We start from the raw sequence: 20359 nt of genomic DNA, 5'->3' as shown, positions 1-20359 counted from the left end.
AGGGGTATTTTTTATGAAGAGCAATTCGATAAATTTGCAAGATTTATTTTTAAACCAATCTAGAAAAGAAAAGATAAGTATAACAATCTTCCTAATGAATGGAGTTCAATTAAAGGGTATTGTAAAAGGATTTGATAGTTATATAATAGTGCTTGAAAATGAAGGAAAACAACAAATGATATATAAACATGCTATATCTACTATAATTCCATCTAAGAATATAAATTTAACATCAAATAATAACTCTAAATAGAAAGGATGCTAAACGCATCCTCTTTTAATTTATATATGTATTTTATAATCTTTTATAGTGTTTTTTAAATCTTCCATTTTTATATGAGTATATATTTGAGTTGTGGATATAGATGAATGCCCTAACAACTCTTGAACTTTCCTAATATCAGCCCCATTTTTTATTAGATGAGTAGCAAATGTGTGCCTAAGTTTGTGTGGTGTTAGATTTTTAGTAAGCTCTATTTTCTTTGAATAATTTTTTATTAATATCTGTATAGTTCTAGATGTTATTCTCGTGTTTCTATTAGATATGAACATCGCCTTTGTATTAACATCTTTTTTTACTCTCTCATCGTAATATTCTTTTAGGCACATCAAATTTCCACTAGTTACAAACTCTCTTAATACAGGAACCTTCCTTTCTTTATTTCCTTTCCCTAAAACCTTAAGTATTTCATAATTCATTGCATATTCTATATCTTCTAAATCTATATTTACTATTTCAGAAACTCTAAGGCCAGTGTATAGCATTAAGCTAAGTATAGTTAAATTTCTGAGTTTATAGAATAAATTTGTTTCACTTTCTTCAATATAATTAAATAAAGACTTTATCTCATCTTTTTCTAAATACACTGGTAAACTCTTAATATTCTTTGTTTTATTCTTTATTATTTCATCTTTTAATATAGGATTATGCCTTTCTAATATTACTCCTTGCTCTATCAAGTACATAAAAAAAATCTTAAGTACCATCTTTTTTCTAACAATAGATTTAGGTGAATTTTTCTTTTCTGTTTGAAGATATGTATAATATTTAGCTATATTTAATGGCCTGATATCGCAAATATATTCTATGTTTGGATATACTAAAGTTATAAAGTCAAAGAATGTCTTGATATCGAAATAATAAGAAGCTACTGTATTTACTGATTTTTCTGCTGAGATTAGTGCATCAACGAAAATTTCTAATGAATCAGAAAATTCAATAGGATAGTTATCAAATTTACACTGAAACATCTGTCTTCTTAATTTTAAATTTCCTATTAAATCTTGTGATGAATATTTCATTTAAAATCTCTCCTTATATGTTATTACAACAATATAATTCAACATAGTTATATATAATTCCTGTATAAATTCAAAATAATTTCGCATAAGATACCTTATGCGAAATTATTTTGATGTTTTTATTACATATGCCGACAAAAAATTGAATAAGTAAATTCTTTGTGGTAAAATTCTAATATTGTTATAATTAGGTAAAGGGTGATTCAATTGATTAAAGAAACTAAAGATATGCTTTTAAATTTTTATGGAATTAGCGAACATATACTACATCTTTCTGAATGTGTACAAAGGGAAATAGAAGGTAAATTCGAAGAAATAGACTACATAAAAGAATATAATCAATATAAAGTTTTAAAAGCTATGCAAAAATCAAAATTAAGCGATATTCACTTTAATTGGACAACTGGTTATGGATACAACGACATAGGAAGGGAAAAAATCGAAGAAATTTACTCTTACGTATTTAATACAGAGGATGCTCTAGTTAGACCTATTATAGTATCGGGTACTCATGCGTTATCTCTTTGCTTAACAGGACTACTAAGACCTGGAGATGAAATTTTATCCGCAACAGGAAAACCGTACGATACTCTGGAAGAAGTTATCGGAATAAGAGAGTCTAAAGGATCATTAAAAGAATTTGGAATTACATATAAACAAGTAGACTTTTTGGAAAATGGAGATCCTGATTACATAAATATAAAACAGTGTATCACAGACAAAACTAAATTAGTCTTAATCCAAAGATCTAAAGGGTATAGTTGGAGAAAATCTTTAACTATAGAAGATATAGAAAAGATTATAAAAATAGTAAAATCTACTAGAGAAGACATAATAGTGATGGTAGATAACTGCTATGGAGAATTTTTAGAAACTAAAGAACCTACTGATGTAGGTGCAGATGTTATGGCAGGATCATTAATTAAAAATCCTGGAGGAGGGTTAGCACTAACAGGTGGATATATAGTAGGTAAGAGACATCTTATAGATCTTATTTCTTACAGACTTACATCTGCTGGAGTAGGAAAAGAATGTGGTCTGACATTCGGAACAACAAGAACTGTCCTTCAAGGGTTATTCCTAGCCCCTAATACAGTATCGGAAGCTGTTAAAGGTGCTATATTTTGTTCAAGAATATTTGAAAAATTAGGGTATGATGTTCTTCCATCGTATGATGACCCTAGGAGTGATATTATACAATGTATAAATTTAGGTAGTCCTGAGAGTGTAATATCGTTCTGTAAAGGTATACAAGCTGCAGCCCCTGTAGATTCATTTGTTTCTCCAGAACCATGGGATATGCCAGGTTATGACTGCGATGTAATAATGGCTGCTGGAGCTTTTGTGCAAGGATCTTCTATAGAATTAAGTGCAGATGCACCAATTAAGCCTCCTTACAACGTATATTTCCAAGGTGGACTAACATTTACCCATTCTAAATTTGGCGTATTAAAGGCTATATCTCAAATGATATACGACAAAAATATAAATATCACATAGGAATTCCTATGTGATATTTATATTTTATATTTAACTATTTACAATGAATAGAAAATATAATATAATAGTTCCATATTTTTAACCGGGCTATTTTGAATTATATTCGTAATTATACGAATTATTTTTATTTATCCCGTATAAAAGTAAGTATATTTAACAAATAGACAGGAGGGGTTTTAATTGACCAATCATTTCAAAGAACACAATGTTTTATCTAACCTTGTCTACAGCATACCAAAGGAATATCATGATATGGAATATTTGAAACAAATTCTATCATCACATCCTGAAATACAATTTGTGTCTTTTATGGGAGTAGATTTGAGAGGCAACGACACAGATGAAAAAATACCGATTAGTGTATTTATAGATGATATGAATGAATTATTAAAGTTTGGAATTCAGACAGATGGTTCTAGTGTTGTTTTACATAATATAGCTACTTTAAATAATGCTAAGGTAGAAATTATACCTGACTTAGATGCCACATGGTTTGTTGATTATAATTTCGATTATATGAATGATGAAAATAATATGCCAGTAGGAACACTTAGAATACCATCATTTTTAATGCATGATGGTAAATATGTTTGTTCAAGGTCTATATTAAAAAAATCAGTACAACACTTTAAAACCACATTAATGGAATTAATGAAAGAAAATAAAAATATTCTTGAACAAATAGGTGTAGATAACTTGAGCGATATTCAGGAAATACTTCTAACGTCAGCTACAGAACTAGAATTTTGGGTTAAAACACCTGAAGATAAAGCAGATGAAGAAAAGTTATCAACTTCTCAAAACTTAAAAGAGCAGTATTGGAAAAGAACAGAAGGTGTTGTAAGAACAGCTTTAGAAAAAACTATATGGATTATGGAAAAATATGGCCTAAACCCTGAAATGGGACATAAAGAAGTAGGCGGTATAAGATCTACAATAGGGGTTACTGGAAAACAAACTCATATAATGGAACAGCTAGAAATAGATTGGAAGTATAGTGATGCACTTAGCGCTGCTGATAACGAGCTTATAGTAAGAAATATCGTAACTGACATTTTCAACAGTTACGGGTTAGAAGTCACATTTGCTGCAAAGCCGATAGAAGGAGTTGCTGGTAGCGGAAAACATACTCACCTAGGAGTTTCTCTTAAACTTAAAAGCGGTAAAACAGTAAATCTATTTTCTCCTTTAGACCCTAAGCAAGATTATTTGAGTTCGATAGGCTTCGGAGCATTGATGGGATTGCTTAAAAATTATGAAGTAGTAGGTCCGTTTGCATCTTCTTCTAACGATTCATTCAATAGGCTAAAACCTGGTTTCGAAGCTCCTATATGCATAGTGTCATCTTTAGGGAAAAGTGTAGATGTACCTTCTAGAAATAGATCTATTCTTGTAGGTTTAATAAGAGATTTATCCAACCCTCTATCAACTCGCTTCGAATTACGTTCGCCAAATCCACTTTCAAATACATATTTAGTAATTGCCGCTTCATACCAAACTATGCTAGATGGAATAAAATATGCAGTTAATAGTGCAAAAACTTCCACTGAACTTGAAAGAGAATTCTCAAAATCATCTTTAGATGATGCTGAATACCTAGAGAGTTCAAGACAATACAGAAGTGAGGAAGATGTATTTGAGCACTATACAAATGAGGAAAGAAATAATTTATTCGGAATACCACCTGCAACAGTTTGGGAAAGCATAAAATTATTTGAACAATTCCCAGACAAAACAAATGTTCTGTTGTCAGGAGATGTTTTCTCTGATGAAATTATAGATTCGTATAAAGCAGCTGCTATTGATCAATGGATAACAGAACTAGAAAGTAGAATAATCTCTGACTTTACTGAACTGGTAAGATCTTGTTTTAAGCTACATACATCTGAGGATGTATCTGATTTAGATGTAGTTATGTGGGAAAAAATCCACAAACTAAGATGGTATCTTATGAAAGATAAAATCGACGAAAAATCACTGTTTACAGAAATAAGAGATGCTATAAAAGATAAAAACTACGACTTAGTATCTCAGCTTCAACTCAAAGCCTATGAAAAGGTAAGGGAACTAAAAGATTTATATCATACTTATAAAAGGAATTTATTCTAAAAATACATGGCTATGTAGCCATGTATTTTTAGATTACAGATTTAATCTAAATAGTCCGTATACAACACCTAAGATTTTTACTTCTTTCACATAGATGGGATCCATAAATGAGTTTTCTGGCTGAAGTCTAATAACATCATCTTCCTTGTAAAATCTTTTCACAGTAGATTCATCATCATTTAGTAAAGCTACCACTATATCTCCATTATTGGCAGTTGATTGTTGCTTGACAATTATATAATCTCCATCTAATATTCCAGCATCTATCATACTATCTCCCTTAACCTTGAGAATAAAATTTTCTGTTCCTTTTACAAACGTAGTAGGTAAAGGAATAATATCCTCTATATTCTCAACAGCAAGTATAGGTGATCCTGCCGTTACACTTCCCACAATTGGTATATTACATATTTCTTTTTTATGAAAGAAGTTATCATCATCAGAACCCAATACTTCTATAGCACGTGGTTTTGTTGGGTCTTTTCTAATATATCCTTTTTCCTCTAACTTATTAAGATGTGAGTGAACAGTAGATGTCGACTTTAAATCTACAGCAGCACATATTTCTCTAACAGAAGGGGGGTAACCAACTCTAGCTAATTCATTTCTTATGAAATTTAAAATCTCTATCTGCTTTTTATTTAACCCAGCATACATTTTATATACTCCTCTCAATTATAATATAACACTCTAATTATATCACTGAGGAATAAAAAACTCAAACATTTGTTCTGAAATATATTGACTAAGAACAAATGTTCTGATATTATACTTTTAACAAACAAATGTTCGCGAAAGGAGATGTATTACCTTGAAAAGAAATTATGTATGCATAATATTATTAATGTTATTATTTATTGTAAATCCATTTAACTTACGAAAAGAAGATATTGAATTAGAATTTGTAGAAATACAGATTCAATCTGGAGATACCTTATGGAATATAGCTAGGGAATACATAAACGAAAAAGAAGATATAAGAAATTATATTTATGAAATACAAAAATTAAATAATCTCAATGAACCTTATATATACCCAGGAAAAGTAATACTAATTCCTATAAAGAAACAGAATAGACTGTAGCTTAAGCTACAGTCTATTCTGTTTCTTCTTCTAACCATTCGAAATTTTTAACGATTTCTCTTTTTACATTCTTTTTGTGTGCTGCATAAAGCTGTGTAGTGGTCACATTATCATGATCTAATAAGTTTTGAACATCATATATTGAGAATCCATACTGTATTAATGACGTTGCAGCAGTTGCTCTTAATTTGTGAGGGCTATACCCATTATCTTTAGTGGTACCCATAGCTATAGAAGTATATTTTTTTACAAGTTCTCTTATAGCTCTAGTTGTCATTCTTTTATTTTGCATAGATAGAAATAGAGGATCTTCTTCATCACTTGTATACGATGTATTAGCTCTTTCATTATTGATATAATCTAATATAGCAGTTTCACAAGTTTTATTAAGTGGCATAAGAACTTCCTTGTTTCTTTTTCTATATATTTTAAATTCACCTCTTGAAAAATTAAAAGAAGATATATTTAATTGTTGTAATTCACTCAATCTTAGACCATACGTTACAAACATCAGTAATACAGCCTTATCTCTAAGTTTTGTTTTACTCCAGTATACTTTTTCTTTTTCAGTTAATCCTTCTCCTTTTTCTACCGCATCTATCATTTTAGCAACTTCATCAATTTCTAGTCTCTTAATGGCATCTGGCTGAGGTTTTGGTAATTTTATAGGATTAAATCCATCCGTAATATTATTTTTTAGTTGTTCGCTTCTGTATAAGTATTTAAACATAGATACTATAGAAGCCTTTTTTCTAGCTAGAGCTCTATTATGATTTTCAAATACTAATACTGTTTTCTTTGTCTGTTTATAGTACCTAGAGCAGTATTCTCCTAAAAATATATTTACATCTCTAGATTTAATCTTATTAAATTCTTCTAATGTTATGTCTTTAATATTATCACTACATATTATGTCTGTTTCATTAACTAGGTAGTTGCAAAAAAACAGAATATCTTCTAGATAGGCAAGTCTGGTAGATGTTGCAACTGCATTTTTAAGGTATATAAAATAATCCTTCATAAAACCCGGTAGGGAGTTTTGTATATGGATACATTTTTCTATTAACTCATTTTCTTTTAGTACTATGTTGTATGGCTTATCTGATTTGTTATGTATTTTTAAAGTCTTATTCATAAAAACAACTCCTTTAAATATAGGGAATTACATAATTATAATACCAGTGTTTTATTACCAATACAATAAAGAAAAGATATTGTTAATATTAGCACATGAAAGATACCTTAACGAATACCTTCGTAACTATTCCCTAAATATACATTTAAAGAATAGTTATTTTTGTTCGTATACCTCTTTTTATCTTTGTCTATAATGCTATTTTTTTATAAATCATAATATGTAATTGATTATTTTTTCATTTAGTTATAGAATCTTTTTGTAAAAATATTTTAAACTTTGGAGGCCTTTTATGTATACAAAAAATATCAGAAACTATTTAATTAGCAGCTCCTTAATTTTTTTGACGTTTGGTTGTTTTTCAAACTTTTTATCTATTCATCTAAAATTAAATAATTTTACAGATTCTTTTATTGGAACTATTCTTTCTATGCAAACTTTTGGGACTGCAATAGGTTCTATCGTTGCTGGTATTTTATTAAAAAAGTACAGTTTTAAAGCAAATATGCTTTTTTCTACACTCTTAATTACAATTAGTTGTATATTAACAGCCAGCAGTCTACATAAATATATACTATTACCTGCATCATTAACACTAGGATTAGGTATGGCCTTTCAATTTGTTATAGAATCCCCTTATTTAATGAAAATAACATCGCGTGAAAATAGAGTTAATATGTTTAGCTTAAGTTTTTGCATTAAGAATTTCTCAATGATGTTAGGAACCTTATCAGCTGGTTTTATCTCTGATATCAATGTAAATACACAGCATACACTACTCTTTTTTGGAATAATGTCAATTTTATCTGTATTGCCAATAATAAAGATTGACAATATTAAAACAAATTCAGAAAATTCTTCGTCTAAACAATCTCCAAATATATTTAGAAATACACACCTTGTAAAAATAGTTGTTTTCAATGCACTCATAGGTATAGGTGCTGGCTTAGTTGTTCCTTTTTTTAGTGTATATATAAAACATACTTTAAGTGCAAATAATAAGATAGTGGGGATTCTTTTATCTATGTCTCAACTAGGTATAGTTTTAGGTGGACTTTCCATTCCCTATTTAAGTAAGTCACTCGGCAAAATAAAAACAGTTATATTTTGTCAGGCTTTATCAATACCATTCTTACTTTCTATCTCTATTTCTAAAAATATAACTATAATAGCAATATCATTTTTCATGAGGACAGCTCTCATGAATATGGCTCAGCCTCTAGTGCAAAGTGTATCTATGGAAGTAGTTGATGAGAAAGATATGAGCATGTTTTCAAGCTTTATAGTGTTGATTTCAAACGTTTTTAGAGCTGTAGGCACATTCATAGGAGGTCAGATTATACATATAACAAACTATGACTTCCCATACTACATCACTAGTATATTATATATATTTGCGATAATATTATTTTACAATACATTTAAAAATTATTATTATCAACCAAATAATGCTCTTCAGTAATGCATAAAATCCTTTATTTTAAAATACATTATAAAATAAAGGAGGTCTTTACATATGGCAAAAATTATAAACTATGCAGAAGCTAAGAAAAAGATATATAAAATGAAAAAGAAAAATACTAAAAAAGCATACAAGTATTCATATATTATTTTAATACTAACACTAATAATTATTAGCACCGTAGTATTTACATCTATAGTTAATAATAAGTCTATAAATTCAGATAAAACATATAAAAAGATTTTTCTAGAAACTAACAACACAAGAGGCATAACTAAAAGTTATGCCTCTTGTTGTTGGTTTAAACATTTAATTCTACCTTAATTCCTAAATAATCTTTATATTGACTAACTACTTTATTTACTTCATATTCTATAAACTCTACTACCTGCTCTGAAGCTCTACCTATAAAATTTTTAGGATCCATTATAGCGTCTATATCTTCTTTACTCAACATAAAGGCCTCATCTTTTTCTATATACTCCATAAGATTGTTATTTTTACCTTCTTGCTTAACTTCTCTAGCAGCCTCCATAGAATACTGTCTTATCTTTTCATGTAGTTCTTGTCTATCCCCTCCCCTTTTTACAGCTTCCATAAGTATAGTTTCTGTTGCCATAAAAGGAAGTTCTTCTTCTATATGTTTATTTATTATTTTTTCATATACAACAAGGCCATCAGTTACATTTATACCTATCTCTAATATAGCATCAACAGCTAGGAAGGCTTGTGGTATACTAATTCTTCTATTAGCCGAATCATCTAATGTTCTTTCTAACCATTGCGTTGAAAAAACTAGTGCAGGATTTAGAGTGTTAGATATTAAATATTTAGATAAAGATGAAATTCTTTCGCATCTCATAGGGTTTCTTTTATAAGCCATAGCAGAGGAACCTATTTGATTACTTTCAAATGGCTCTTCTATCTCTTTCAAACTCTGTAAGAGTCTTATATCATTAGTAATTTTATTCATACTTTGTGCTATAGATGATAAAGTCGAAAGCACTTGGTAATCTACTTTCCTGCTGTACGTTTGTCCTGTCACAAAATAACTCTCTTTGAATCCCATTTTTTCACAAACTTTCGCTTCTAGTTTCTTAACTTTTTCATGATCTCCATCAAATAAACTTAAGAAACTTGCTTGCGTTCCAGTTGTGCCTTTAACTCCTCTTAACTTCAAATTATTCATTCTATATTCTAAATCATAAAAATCTAATAACAGATCCTGAATCCATAGGCAAGCCCTTTTCCCAACAGTTGTTAACTGAGCTGCTTGAAAATGGGTAAATCCTAGTGTTGGAGTGTCTTTATATTTTATAGCAAATTCCTTAAGGTTATTTATTAGGTTAACAAGCTTCTTTATTATAATATCCATGCCTTTTTTCATTAAGATTATATCAGTATTATCCCCCACAAATGCACTTGTAGCTCCTAAATGTATTATCCCTTTAGCCTTTGGGCATAGAACACCATATGCTTTAACATGTGACATAACATCATGTCTAGTTTCTTTCTCAAACCTTTTTGCATCCTCAAAGTTTATAAAATCTATGTTATGTTTCATTTCATTTATTTGATCTTGTGTAATATTAAGACCTAGTTCCATCTGAGCTTCAGCTAAAGCTACCCATAACTTTCTCCATGTTCTAAATTTAGTTTCATCTGAAAATAAACTACTCATTTCCTTACTTGAATATCTTTCTATTAATGGATTCTGATACGAAGAAGTACTCATATTATCGCTCCTTTTTCTTTACATTGTTGTCTTTTTATATTATCATTATACAACATGTTTCGAACAATAACAATGTATTTTAGGTAAATAGTATGATGTTTATAAAAAATACCTGAGATAATCTCAGGTATTTTTCTTAAGATATTGCTTTTTCTATTCTATTTAAACCTTCTATAATGTTTTCTAGTGAAGTTGCATACGATAATCTTATAAAGTTATCATCTCCAAATGAAATTCCAGGAACTACTGCAACTGCAGCTTTTTCTAGTAAATAATCTGCACAATCCATAGAATTATTTATTTTGTATCCCTGATACTCTTTTCCTATAATCTTTGATATGTTTACCATTACATAAAATGCACCTTTAGGTTCTCTGCATGATAATCCATTAATTTTGTTAACTCTTTCTACCATTTCTTTTCTTCTCTTATCAAATTCTCTTCTCATAAATTCTATAGAAGACTGGTCCCCTTCTAGAGCTTCTATACTAGCATACTGTGCAATTGTATTAGGATTTGAAGTAGCATGACTTTGAATATTACCCATAATCTTAGCTATTTCACTATTAGATGCTGTATAACCTATTCTCCATCCTGTCATAGCATATCCCTTAGCTAAGCCATTTATAACTATAGTTAAGTTTTTTATTTCTTCATTTAAAGATGCTATACTTATATGTTTAGTTTCATCATATGTAAGCTTCTCATATATTTCATCAGACACAACTATTATATTATGTTTTATTGCTAAGTCTGCAATTCTTTCTAATTCTTCTATTGTGTAGACAGATCCAGTTGGATTTGATGGGCTATTTAGTATTATAGCTTTAGTCTTATCTGTTATATATTTTTCAAGTTCATCAATATCATATTTGAAATCGTTTTCTTCTTTACAGTTAACAAATACGGGAACTGCCCCTGCCATTTTAACAAGTTCAGGATAGCTTACCCAGTATGGCGATGCCATTATTACTTCGTCACCATCATTACATATAGCCTGAAAAGCATTATACAACGAGTGTTTAGCTCCATTAGAAACTATTATTTGATCTTGAGTATATTCTAAATTATTTTCTTTTTTTAACTTATTACATATACTCGCCTTTAAAGCAGGCATGCCTGAAGCTGCAGTATAACCTATGTTACCATTATTTATTGCATCGATAGCAGAATTTCTAATATTTTCAGGAGTATTAAAGTCTGGCTCTCCAACACTAAAGCTAATTATATCTATACCTTCTTCTTTCATTTTCTTAGCCTTAGCACTTATAGCTAGTGTTAAAGACGGAGAAAGATTCTTATGTTTTCTAGATAATTCCATTTTTTATACCTCCAAGTATGTATTTTTACAACCACATAATCATTATTCTACAAAAAATGTTGTTTTCCTTCATTTTTTATATATTTTTACTTTTCTAAGTTTTATTATTTTGTACAACTTCATTTATCGTAAGTTTGTCCGTTGACATAATTTTATCTATTGGTTGGTTATCTACAAAATTAATTACATATTTATATCTAATAGCATAGTATTTGTCACTCCAACCTAGATACTCTTTAACTTCCTCATCCGTCGCTCCTAACCTTAAGGAAAATGTAGCAACCGAATGTCTGAAATCCTTACAAGAATAGTTCTGCAGTCCAGCTAAATCTAAAGCTTTTTTCACTATTATTCTAACATTTCTATCGCTTATGTTTTTATCTTTATGTCCTTTAAATATAAAGTCGTCTATCGGCTCAAAATTTGTACTCATATTCAAACTTTCTCTGTAATCAATTATTAAACTCCATAAATATGGATGTAGTTTTACTATTCGTTCCTTCTTTCTTTGTCCTATCTTACAGTAATAATTGTTATTTTCATCTACTATAAAGTCTTTCCATTTTATATTTATCAACTCACTAAGCAAACATCCCGTAGTTATTAAAAAAACAATAATAACTCTATCTCTATGATTTAGTTTAGGCAATACCCCTATCAAAGTATTAATTTCTTCAAAACTTAAAACATCATCTTTAGTTTTAATCCTAGAAACAGATGGTTTTTTGATATATTTAAACGGATTATCTTCAATATACCCATCTTTATTTAAAAAATTATAAAAACTATGTAAGTACCCATATATCTTTTCACATGTAGATTTTGCATATTTACTTTGTATAAGTTCTATAAAGCTTTTGCAGTCACTTACTTGTACAGTAAATAAATCCTTATCTGTATCATCTATACTAGATTTAAATAGTTGTATCTTACTAATATAGTCATCCTTTGTATATTTTTGTAATCCTTTCAAAAATTCCCCTAACACTATCTCTTCATAATCTGAAAATTTATACATATAAATCACTCCTTCACTCACCATTACCGTTAAAAAGTTTGAATTGCTTAGGTTTTTTGTTATAATTATTTTAATATATTGGGCATATAAATAAAAGTATTGCCAATTATTCAATTGATATATTCACTGAGGAGGTAGAGAATTTGAGAAAAAAGTTACTTTGCATTTTAGCAATCTTATGCTTAATTTTAACTTCTTGTAAATCAACTGATATTTCTTATATATCAAAAACTGATTTAATCATGGGAACAATTGTAGATATACAGATATATGGACATACAGATAATTCTATTTTAGAAGCTGCTATGAAAAGGTTAAAGCATATAGAAGAAATTATGAGTATAAATATTAAAGATAGCGAATTATCTAAAATAAATATAAATTCAGGAATAAAAAAAGTTGCTGTTAGTGATGATACTTTTAATGTTTTAGAAACGTCTTTATATTATGCAAAACTATCAGATGGTAAATTCGATCCAACAATAGCCCCTTTGGTTAAATTGTGGGGTATAGGAAGTGATGAGGCAAAGGTACCTTCTGATAAACAACTTAGACAAGCCTTAAATTTAATAGATTATACAAAAGTAAAATTATATCCAGATGATAAAAGTGTGTTTTTAGAGCAAGAAGGTATGGGTTTAGACTTAGGAGCAATTGCCAAAGGATATTCTGCAGATCAAGTTCATAAGTTATTAAGGGATAAAGGTGTAAAAAGTGCCATAATTAATATTGGCGGAAATATAATCGCTCTAGGAAAACATCCCAAGGGAAGTCCATGGAATATAGGCATACAGGACCCAAATAAACCAACTGGAAACTATATGGGGATATTAAAATCTTATAATTCATCTATAGTTACATCGGGCATCTATGAAAGATATTTAGACGTAGATAATCAAAAACTTCACCATATATTAGATGTTTCAACAGGTTACCCTGCAAACAACGACATACTATCAGTAACAATAATTAATAAATCTTCTATAGATGGAGATGCTCTCTCTACAGTTGCATTCTTATTAGGGTCAACTGACGCTTTGAGCTTAATAGAATCTATTCCGAACACTGAATGTATAATCATAACAAAAAATAACGAAGTTTATCTCTCTTCAGGAGTAAAAGATAATTTTATACTTTCAAATAACTACTACACTATAAAGAACCACTAAAATTTTTATCATTATAATATATTTTCTCCTAAAATAGGGAACTATATTTAATAAAGCTAACTGATAAATTAATGAGGTGATATAGTGTTAAATGGTATAGTAGAAGTAAGAGAAAAAAGAAATGACGGGTTGTACAATCTTACACTAGAAATTCCTGATAAGAGATATTTCGAAGTATACGAAGACGTTGATGAAGAAAATGCTCTAGACATAATAAACAAATATCTCATAAGTCGCCAGGATGATGCTAGACCCAAAAATACAAAAGTCAAATACGATAAGAACTCTCATCTCATAAGATTAACGAGTGAGCTACATTATCTTGAAAATGATCATACTGATTATAATTAATATTAATATATAAAAATACTAGCTTTTGAAAGCTAGTATTTTTATATTACAACGAAATTTTGAATTTTCTCAGTAGATTTTGAATTGTTTCTAATATTCTAGCAACTATAGATTTAATTTCTTCGTTTTTCTCTACAACATTAGATAATTTATTAGTAATATCCTTTATTTGATTAGATATCTTATTTACATCTAATTCTAATCTACCTATTCTATTCATTACGTCTAATATTTTATCTATTTGACCTTCAGATAAATTAACATCATAATGATTAGCTACCTTTCTTATAATAGTTCTTATGTCGTCTGGATTAGTAACTCTTTTCTCAACAACCTCTTTCTTTATATCGTTTATAATTTGAACAGCTTTGTCTTTACCTATTATATCTCCTAATTCTCCGGTAGCAATCATTTCTCTATTTGCTGCATCTTTAGCTTTAGCATCAAGTTTTTTTCCTGTGGCTTTCTCAAACCCTTTCATAATCCCTGTTAAGGCTGCAGTTCCAGATACTTTAAACGGAGCAGCTGCAATTACTTTAGCGTCACTTATGCCTGCTGTCATAAGAGCATTTGCTATCATCTCTTCTGTAACCCAAGTTAAATTTAGAGTTTTAACATTTAAACCTGACCCCTCAGGCATAGGTTCAATATAAGATGATGATATCGATTTTGTACCTATTTGAGACATCGGAGCTATACCACCTAAATACTCCCTCTCTTCTTGATTGGTAATTACTATTATTTCTGCATCTCCTTCATCTACATTGAATATATCTAGTATCTTCTTTCTATGCTCTGTTTTTAAATCATTACCTAATGTTACGACTTTAAAGCTATCTGCATAAACCAAAGTATTTGCAGCAATTATTGTAAGCATTATAATTGATAATATAATTTTCTTCATAATGTTCACTCCTGTTAGTCATTTTCAATTTTATCTCTGTAAGTATCCATAATTCCACTTAGTATGTCTGATGTTAATGGAGGTGTATATGTTATTGCATTTGCTCCAGCTTCAACAGTTTTTAATATAGTATCGTCAGTAGGTCCTCCTGTTGCAATTATAGGAATGTACGGATAATCTTTCCTTATCATTTTGACTATATTAGCCGTATTAGCAGCTCCTGATACATTTAATATAGATACACCTGCTTTGATTCTTTCATCTATATTTTCGCTTTCAGACACAACTGTAACCACAATAGGAATATCTATTCTTTCTTTCATTTCTCTTATAACCTCATTCGGAGTTGGTGCATTTAATACTACTCCTAATGCACCTTGAAACTCAGCATGAAGTGCTATATTTATAGACCTTTGACCACTTGTTATGCCACCACCTACACCACAAAACACTGGGACTGACGCAACATCCATTATAGCTTGTGTTATTGCTGGCTGAGGAGTAAATGGATATACAGCAATTATTGCATCAGCATTTGTATTCCTTATTATAGCAACGTCTGTTGAAAATAAAAAAGACTTTACTCTTTTTCCCAAAATATTTATCCCACTAGCTTTATATATGGCCTTAGGAACTTGTATAATATTTTTTCTTAACCCTGTTCTTATTTCAGGTATAAACTTCTCTTTCTCCACATTATCACGCCTTTCTACATTATATTTAAAACACAATATGTGATGCACTAAATGTCAAACTCTCGATTTTAATATATAGTACCATAAATTTCTTCAAATAAAAACTCATATTTTTACATCCGATTATGTTTATTACATAAATATCCATATGTGTTATTTGCTTTGATATGATATAATATAGTTCGTTACTCTTAATTTTAAACTATCTTCATTATGGGGGAGTGATTATATTGAAAAGTAATATAGCAACTTTAGGTAAAATAACAACATCACTAGGGGTAGTGCTAAGTATAATTGTTGCATCTAGACATTCGTATTTAGGAAACTTTAATGAAATAGTTATTTGCGGTCTAATAGGATTAATAAATATATACTCATTTATAGTGTTTGATAAACATAGTCAAGCATAATTTTAAATATGGGTGATTATAGTCACCCATATTTATTTTAATATTCTCTACAGTTATTATTGTCAAGGGAGTTAATCAATAAACCCATTATATCACTTTCTTCTTTTTCTAGGGTTGTAACAATGGTTAGGTAATCAGTAGCTCTAGTTAATCCCGTATAAACTATGTTTAAATTAGAAATAAAATTGCCTATTTTAGAGTTGCTACATGCCGAATTTATCTTGTGATCATATAACATCTCTATCTCACAAAATACTACAGCTTTATATTCTAAATTATTTGCTAAATAAATATTTGAAATTGTTACACCTATTTTGTCATTTAAATTAGTAAGTTCGTCATTAGCATATACGTAAGGTATATTGTTCTCTTCTAATGATTTTCTCAAAATATATTGAAAGTATATCACATTTCCATTTTTTAGCTTTCTGTTACTAAAAGGGTATATAACAGCTATATCTGAATAACTAAGGCCCTTCTGGTTTACTAGGTATTTTATCTCCCATATTATAGCTTCTATTTTTTCCTCTATATGATCTACCTTTATAATTTGAACCTTATCCCCTTCATTTCTTAGTGAATGAGTCTTTGAATAATATCCCTGCGGAAGCACAAGATCACGTTTAGTTGTGTAATCTGTGATAGTATAACTAAAACTATTTAGAAAGTTAGAAATACTTCTAGTTTGTCTATAATTATAGTTCATTTCTGTATACTCATCTATATCTATATGCTCCCAAGGTGGCATAGACCAATCTGAGTTACTCGATGTTTTCTTTGATCTATCAATAGATATATTCAATATTTTCTTTTTATCATATAGTAACGATGAAATAAATTCTAACTGCTCATGGTCAAATTTTTCTCCTTCATCTATAAATATACCCTTGTATATGACTTTGTCTTTCAAGTAGTTTTTGACCTGCAAAAATATATTCTTAAAGTGTTTTTCGAAATTTTCTTTCAATTTAGCATAATCTATAACTAAATTAAACTGTTTAGCTAATCTTATTATAAATCCATGAAAATTATATATATCAATATTATTCGAATCCCTTCTTAGTATACTCATTTCATTTTTTACATTATTCATTAGTTGTTTGTTATATGTTATAAATAAAAACCTATCTTTATTGTATAACTTAGAAAGTTTTATAGCTCTTGATAGTAATATTGTAGTTTTGCCACTACCTGCCCCTCCTACAAATACAGTATTTCCATATTTTATTGAGTTTAGTTTACTCAACTGAAAAGAATCTAAAAATAAGCCAGTATACTCATAATTCTGATGCCAAAATGAAATTCTTTTGAAATCTTTATTTATTACCCTACTTTTACCTTCCTTCTTTATAGTATGGTATTCTGGACAGATATAAAATCTAAATAAATTAAGAACAGATTCTTCATTTCTTCCTTTAAAATAACCTTTTAAAACATCTAAATTTGCAATCATATTTTTATACGTATTTTTATCTATTATATGGTTTTTAATAAAATATTCAAAACCTAAGTATCTTTCTATAGAAACATAAGGCATTATGTATACAATATTATATTTGATATTTAGATTAAATTTCTTAATCCCCTGTACTAAGTTTTCATACTCTTCCTCCATAACTTCTAGCAAATCTTCTTCTAAGATAGAATATGTATCTTCGCTTGTATCCATAAATTTTATAAATAATATGTTGTTATCTTCCATATACATAAGGTCTAAACTTATGCCTTCTACAGGAACCACCTTGCTTATCGAAACTCCATCTAATTTATTTGAAAAGTGCTTGTAAAAATCCCTTTCGCTACTCTTTATTCTTAAAGAGTCTAAATCGGAAACTATATTAGTAGAATATATTTTCAATTTTATCCCCCTCTAAACTTTATTAGATACTTGAGATTTATTATTTTTCATTATACTATAACATTTTATATAAATAAACCATAGCTTGTTAATCAGCTATGGTTTATTTATATGTTAATGAAATTCTCTAACAACTTTATCAAAATTTTCATCCATCCATTTATTCATTTTTCTTCTAATTTTTGCTTCTTTAACTTCTTCAAATATACCATCAGTTATTTTTAGTCTTTCAAGTAGTCTTTGAACTTCTGTAGGATATGATAAAAACTCTCCGTTTTGATTTAGAAATCCCATGTATAAAATTTCGTACTCATTCTCATCGTGATTTGTCTTAGTAACTATTCCATATTCCACATAATCTTTGTGTGGTTTTGTTATTTTTACGAACTGATTTTGGGCTAACTTATTTAGCATTTTATTACTCCTTTCATTTTTTAACTTAACAATAGTATTTCTTTCTTTATTCTTATTTATGTGTGACTAGTTTTTATATTTTACTTCTGTTTTTCTACTGGGAAATCTAAACAAATAAAAGACTTGATATCTCGTATGAGACATCAAGTCTTTTATTATCTTGTTTATTTTGCGTATTCAACTGCCCTAGTTTCTCTTATTATACTTACTTTTATTTGACCTGGATATTCTAATTCATCTTCGATTTTCTTAGTTATATCTCTAGCTAATAAATGTATTTCATCATCTTTTATTTGATCTGGCTTTACAATAATTCTAATTTCTCTACCTGCTTGTATAGCATATGACTTTTCAACACCTTCGTACGAATTAGATATTTCTTCAAGTTTCTCTAGTCTTTTGATGTATGATTCTAAAGTTTCTCTTCTAGCTCCTGGTCTTGCAGCTGATATAGCATCAGCTGCAGTTACTAAGACTGCTTCACTAGTTTCAGGCTCATAATCACCGTGATGAGTAGACATAGCATGAATAACATCTTTAGATTCTTTGTATTTTTTCAAAAGGTCAATTCCTATTTCAACATGAGTTCCTTCCATATCATGATCTACAGCTTTTCCAATATCATGTAAAAGACCAGCTCTTTTAGCCAATCTTACGTCAGCACCAATTTCTGCAGCCATAATACCAGCTAGATGTGCCACTTCAATAGAGTGCTTAAGAACATTTTGACCATAACTTGTCCTATATTTTAATCTTCCTAACAACTTTATAATTTCAGGGTGTAGTCCATGTACACCTGTTTCAAAAGTAGCTTTTTCTCCTTCTTCTTTTATTATATTTTCAACTTCTTTCTGTGCTTTTTCCACCATTTCTTCAATTCTTGCAGGATGTATTCTACCATCTAATATTAATTTTTCTAAAGCGATTCTAGCTACTTCTCTTCTTATAGGATCAAATCCTGATAAGATTACAGCCTCTGGAGTATCATCAATTATCAGATCTATTCCTGTTAAAGTTTCTAACGTTCTTATATTTCTTCCTTCTCTACCTATTATTCTTCCTTTCATCTCGTCATTCGGAAGGTTGACAACTGTTACAGTAGTTTCAGCAACATGATCTGCAGAACACTTCTGTATTGAATACGCTATTATTTCTCTAGCTTTTTTTTCAGCTTCTTCTTTAGCCTGAAGTTCTAGTTGCTTTATCATAATAGACATTTCATGTTTTACTTCTTTCTTTGCATCTGATAAAAGTATTTCTTTTGCTTGTTCTGATGTAAATCCAGATAAATCTTCTAATTTTTCAATCTGTTGTTTTTTTATTGTTTCTATTTCCTGTTCTTTTTCTGCTATTTCTTTCAATTTTTCATTTAAATTCATTTCTTTAGCTTCTGATGCTTGTGCCTTCTTATCTAGAGTTTCTTCCTTTTGAATCAATCTTTTTTCATATCTTTGTAGTTCATTTCTTCTCTCTTTACTTTCTCTTTCTAGTTCACTTCTTAACTTGTGAACATCTTCTTTTGCTTCTAATAACTTTTCTTTTTTTATAGTTGCTGCATCTTTATGAGCATCTTCTATAATTTTCTTAGATAATTCCTCTGCTGAATTTATCTTTCCTTCTGCTATATTTTTTCTTATGAAGTATCCAATTAATGTACCTACTCCAGTACCTGCAATGACTATTAGTATTTGTGTGCCACTAATAATCTCCACCTCCCTTAATAAAATCAAAGCTTTCATTATGTAAATATTATAGTTTACAGGAAATGCATTACATAAAGCATATGCTTTCCTGTTCATTCTTTATAAATGTAAACTTTGTTTTAAATATCTCTATTTTTTTAATTGTATAATTTTTTTATTAAAGTGTCAAGTTATAGAAAATCGCTTCCA

General features: G+C 29.1%; 20 protein-coding genes. 9 read left to right on the top strand and 11 right to left on the bottom strand.

The genetic code is table 11. The features are described 5' to 3' along the window. Positions 1–13 precede the first annotated feature (13 nt). Entirely contained in the window at positions 14–253 is a 240-nt protein-coding gene (gene hfq, locus CLOTH_RS02265) for an RNA chaperone Hfq (protein WP_079410809.1), read from the top strand. Between the two features lie 29 nt (positions 254–282). On the opposite strand, the gene CLOTH_RS02260 is transcribed toward hfq, so the two are convergent. After that, positions 283–1302: a tyrosine-type recombinase/integrase gene (locus CLOTH_RS02260; protein ID WP_079410807.1), complete on the bottom strand. Its 1020-nt coding sequence runs from the start codon at positions 1300–1302 to the stop codon at positions 283–285. Between the two features lie 207 nt (positions 1303–1509). Here CLOTH_RS02260 and CLOTH_RS02255 point away from each other — a divergent pair, with 207 nt between their 5' ends. Then, entirely contained in the window at positions 1510–2802 is a 1293-nt protein-coding gene (locus CLOTH_RS02255) for a methionine gamma-lyase family protein (RefSeq protein ID WP_079410806.1), read from the top strand. Positions 2803–3054: 252 nt separating this feature from the next. Then, on the top strand, positions 3055–4911 hold the full coding sequence (locus CLOTH_RS02250; protein WP_079411084.1) for a type I glutamate--ammonia ligase: 1857 nt from the start codon (positions 3055–3057) through the stop codon (positions 4909–4911). A 33-nt stretch (positions 4912–4944) separates the two neighbouring features. Here CLOTH_RS02250 and lexA read toward each other — a convergent pair whose 3' ends face one another. Continuing rightward, on the bottom strand, positions 4945–5568 hold the full coding sequence (gene lexA / locus CLOTH_RS02245; protein ID WP_079410804.1) for a transcriptional repressor LexA: 624 nt from the start codon (positions 5566–5568) through the stop codon (positions 4945–4947). A 154-nt stretch (positions 5569–5722) separates the two neighbouring features. Here lexA and yneA point away from each other — a divergent pair, with 154 nt between their 5' ends. Beyond that, complete coding sequence (yneA, locus tag CLOTH_RS02240) at positions 5723–5995, top strand: cell division suppressor protein YneA (RefSeq protein WP_079410803.1); 273 nt, start codon at positions 5723–5725, stop codon at positions 5993–5995. A gap of 13 nt (positions 5996–6008) precedes the next feature. Here the strand turns inward: yneA and CLOTH_RS02235 are convergent, their stop codons facing one another. Next, entirely contained in the window at positions 6009–7130 is a 1122-nt protein-coding gene (locus tag CLOTH_RS02235) for a tyrosine-type recombinase/integrase (RefSeq protein ID WP_079410801.1), read from the bottom strand. A 292-nt stretch (positions 7131–7422) separates the two neighbouring features. Here CLOTH_RS02235 and CLOTH_RS02230 point away from each other — a divergent pair, with 292 nt between their 5' ends. Both CLOTH_RS02230 and CLOTH_RS02225 read left to right on the top strand, forming a co-directional pair. After that, complete coding sequence (locus CLOTH_RS02230; RefSeq protein ID WP_079410799.1) at positions 7423–8592, top strand: MFS transporter; 1170 nt, start codon at positions 7423–7425, stop codon at positions 8590–8592. Positions 8593–8646: 54 nt separating this feature from the next. Next, positions 8647–8916, top strand: coding sequence for a hypothetical protein (locus CLOTH_RS02225; RefSeq protein ID WP_079410797.1), 270 nt, complete (start codon positions 8647–8649; stop codon positions 8914–8916). Here the strand turns inward: CLOTH_RS02225 and purB are convergent. The 3 genes from purB to CLOTH_RS02210 all read right to left on the bottom strand — a co-directional run bounded on the left by purB (position 8894) and on the right by CLOTH_RS02210 (position 12666). Then, a complete protein-coding gene (gene purB / locus CLOTH_RS02220) occupies positions 8894–10327 on the bottom strand; it encodes an adenylosuccinate lyase (RefSeq protein WP_079410795.1) in 1434 nt (477 codons plus the stop codon). The genes CLOTH_RS02225 and purB overlap by 23 nt on opposite strands. Before the next feature lie 136 nt (positions 10328–10463). Next, complete coding sequence (locus CLOTH_RS02215) at positions 10464–11648, bottom strand: pyridoxal phosphate-dependent aminotransferase (protein WP_079410793.1); 1185 nt, start codon at positions 11646–11648, stop codon at positions 10464–10466. Between the two features lie 94 nt (positions 11649–11742). Further along, the gene (locus tag CLOTH_RS02210; RefSeq protein WP_143715399.1) at positions 11743–12666 is read right to left on the bottom strand and encodes a tyrosine-type recombinase/integrase; all 924 of its coding nucleotides are present in this window, start codon (positions 12664–12666) and stop codon (positions 11743–11745) included. Between the two features lie 143 nt (positions 12667–12809). Here CLOTH_RS02210 and CLOTH_RS02205 point away from each other — a divergent pair, with 143 nt between their 5' ends. Both CLOTH_RS02205 and CLOTH_RS02200 read left to right on the top strand, forming a co-directional pair. Then, entirely contained in the window at positions 12810–13835 is a 1026-nt protein-coding gene (locus tag CLOTH_RS02205; RefSeq protein ID WP_079410791.1) for an FAD:protein FMN transferase, read from the top strand. Positions 13836–13919: 84 nt separating this feature from the next. Beyond that, the gene (locus tag CLOTH_RS02200; RefSeq protein ID WP_079410789.1) at positions 13920–14186 is read left to right on the top strand and encodes a hypothetical protein; all 267 of its coding nucleotides are present in this window, start codon (positions 13920–13922) and stop codon (positions 14184–14186) included. Positions 14187–14232: 46 nt separating this feature from the next. Here CLOTH_RS02200 and CLOTH_RS02195 read toward each other — a convergent pair whose 3' ends face one another. Next, positions 14233–15090: a DUF1002 domain-containing protein gene (locus tag CLOTH_RS02195; protein ID WP_079410788.1), complete on the bottom strand. Its 858-nt coding sequence runs from the start codon at positions 15088–15090 to the stop codon at positions 14233–14235. Positions 15091–15104: 14 nt separating this feature from the next. Continuing rightward, positions 15105–15785, bottom strand: a complete 681-nt coding sequence (locus CLOTH_RS02190; protein WP_079410786.1) for a beta/alpha barrel domain-containing protein — start codon at positions 15783–15785, stop codon at positions 15105–15107. Between the two features lie 230 nt (positions 15786–16015). Between CLOTH_RS02190 and CLOTH_RS02185 the strand changes: the two genes are divergently transcribed. Beyond that, positions 16016–16195, top strand: coding sequence for a hypothetical protein (locus CLOTH_RS02185; protein WP_079410784.1), 180 nt, complete (start codon positions 16016–16018; stop codon positions 16193–16195). Positions 16196–16232: 37 nt separating this feature from the next. Here CLOTH_RS02185 and CLOTH_RS02180 read toward each other — a convergent pair whose 3' ends face one another. The 3 genes from CLOTH_RS02180 to rny all read right to left on the bottom strand — a co-directional run bounded on the left by CLOTH_RS02180 (position 16233) and on the right by rny (position 20206). Next, positions 16233–18053 (bottom strand): UvrD-helicase domain-containing protein, encoded by a 1821-nt coding sequence (locus CLOTH_RS02180; protein ID WP_079410782.1) that lies wholly within the window; start codon positions 18051–18053, stop codon positions 16233–16235. A gap of 114 nt (positions 18054–18167) precedes the next feature. Beyond that, positions 18168–18467 (bottom strand): hypothetical protein, encoded by a 300-nt coding sequence (locus tag CLOTH_RS02175; protein ID WP_079410781.1) that lies wholly within the window; start codon positions 18465–18467, stop codon positions 18168–18170. A 164-nt stretch (positions 18468–18631) separates the two neighbouring features. Then, positions 18632–20206, bottom strand: a complete 1575-nt coding sequence (gene rny, locus CLOTH_RS02170; protein ID WP_169835119.1) for a ribonuclease Y — start codon at positions 20204–20206, stop codon at positions 18632–18634. Positions 20207–20359: the final 153 nt, after the last annotated feature.

This window comes from Alkalithermobacter paradoxus (assembly GCA_002029295.1).
Taxonomy (GTDB): Bacteria; Bacillota; Clostridia; order Peptostreptococcales; family Peptostreptococcaceae; genus Alkalithermobacter; species Alkalithermobacter paradoxus.
This window is presented reverse-complemented; position numbering and strand designations above follow the sequence as displayed.

Excerpts from the sequence above, each read along its gene's own strand:
- hfq (WP_079410809.1), top strand. The coding sequence starts at position 14 with ATGAAGAGCAATTCGATAAATTTGCAAGATTTATTTTTAAACCAATCT.
- CLOTH_RS02260 (WP_079410807.1), bottom strand. The coding sequence starts at position 1,302 with ATGAAATATTCATCACAAGATTTAATAGGAAATTTAAAATTAAGAAGA.
- CLOTH_RS02250 (WP_079411084.1), top strand. The coding sequence starts at position 3,055 with ATGGAATATTTGAAACAAATTCTATCATCACATCCTGAAATACAATTT.
- lexA (WP_079410804.1), bottom strand. The coding sequence starts at position 5,568 with ATGTATGCTGGGTTAAATAAAAAGCAGATAGAGATTTTAAATTTCATA.
- CLOTH_RS02235 (WP_079410801.1), bottom strand. The coding sequence starts at position 7,130 with ATGAATAAGACTTTAAAAATACATAACAAATCAGATAAGCCATACAAC.
- CLOTH_RS02230 (WP_079410799.1), top strand. The coding sequence starts at position 7,423 with ATGTATACAAAAAATATCAGAAACTATTTAATTAGCAGCTCCTTAATT.
- CLOTH_RS02225 (WP_079410797.1), top strand. The coding sequence starts at position 8,647 with ATGGCAAAAATTATAAACTATGCAGAAGCTAAGAAAAAGATATATAAA.
- purB (WP_079410795.1), bottom strand. The coding sequence starts at position 10,327 with ATGAGTACTTCTTCGTATCAGAATCCATTAATAGAAAGATATTCAAGT.
- CLOTH_RS02215 (WP_079410793.1), bottom strand. The coding sequence starts at position 11,648 with ATGGAATTATCTAGAAAACATAAGAATCTTTCTCCGTCTTTAACACTA.
- CLOTH_RS02210 (WP_143715399.1), bottom strand. The coding sequence starts at position 12,666 with ATGTATAAATTTTCAGATTATGAAGAGATAGTGTTAGGGGAATTTTTG.
- CLOTH_RS02195 (WP_079410788.1), bottom strand. The coding sequence starts at position 15,090 with ATGAAGAAAATTATATTATCAATTATAATGCTTACAATAATTGCTGCA.
- CLOTH_RS02175 (WP_079410781.1), bottom strand. The coding sequence starts at position 18,467 with ATGCTAAATAAGTTAGCCCAAAATCAGTTCGTAAAAATAACAAAACCA.
- rny (WP_169835119.1), bottom strand. The coding sequence starts at position 20,206 with ATGAAAGCTTTGATTTTATTAAGGGAGGTGGAGATTATTAGTGGCACA.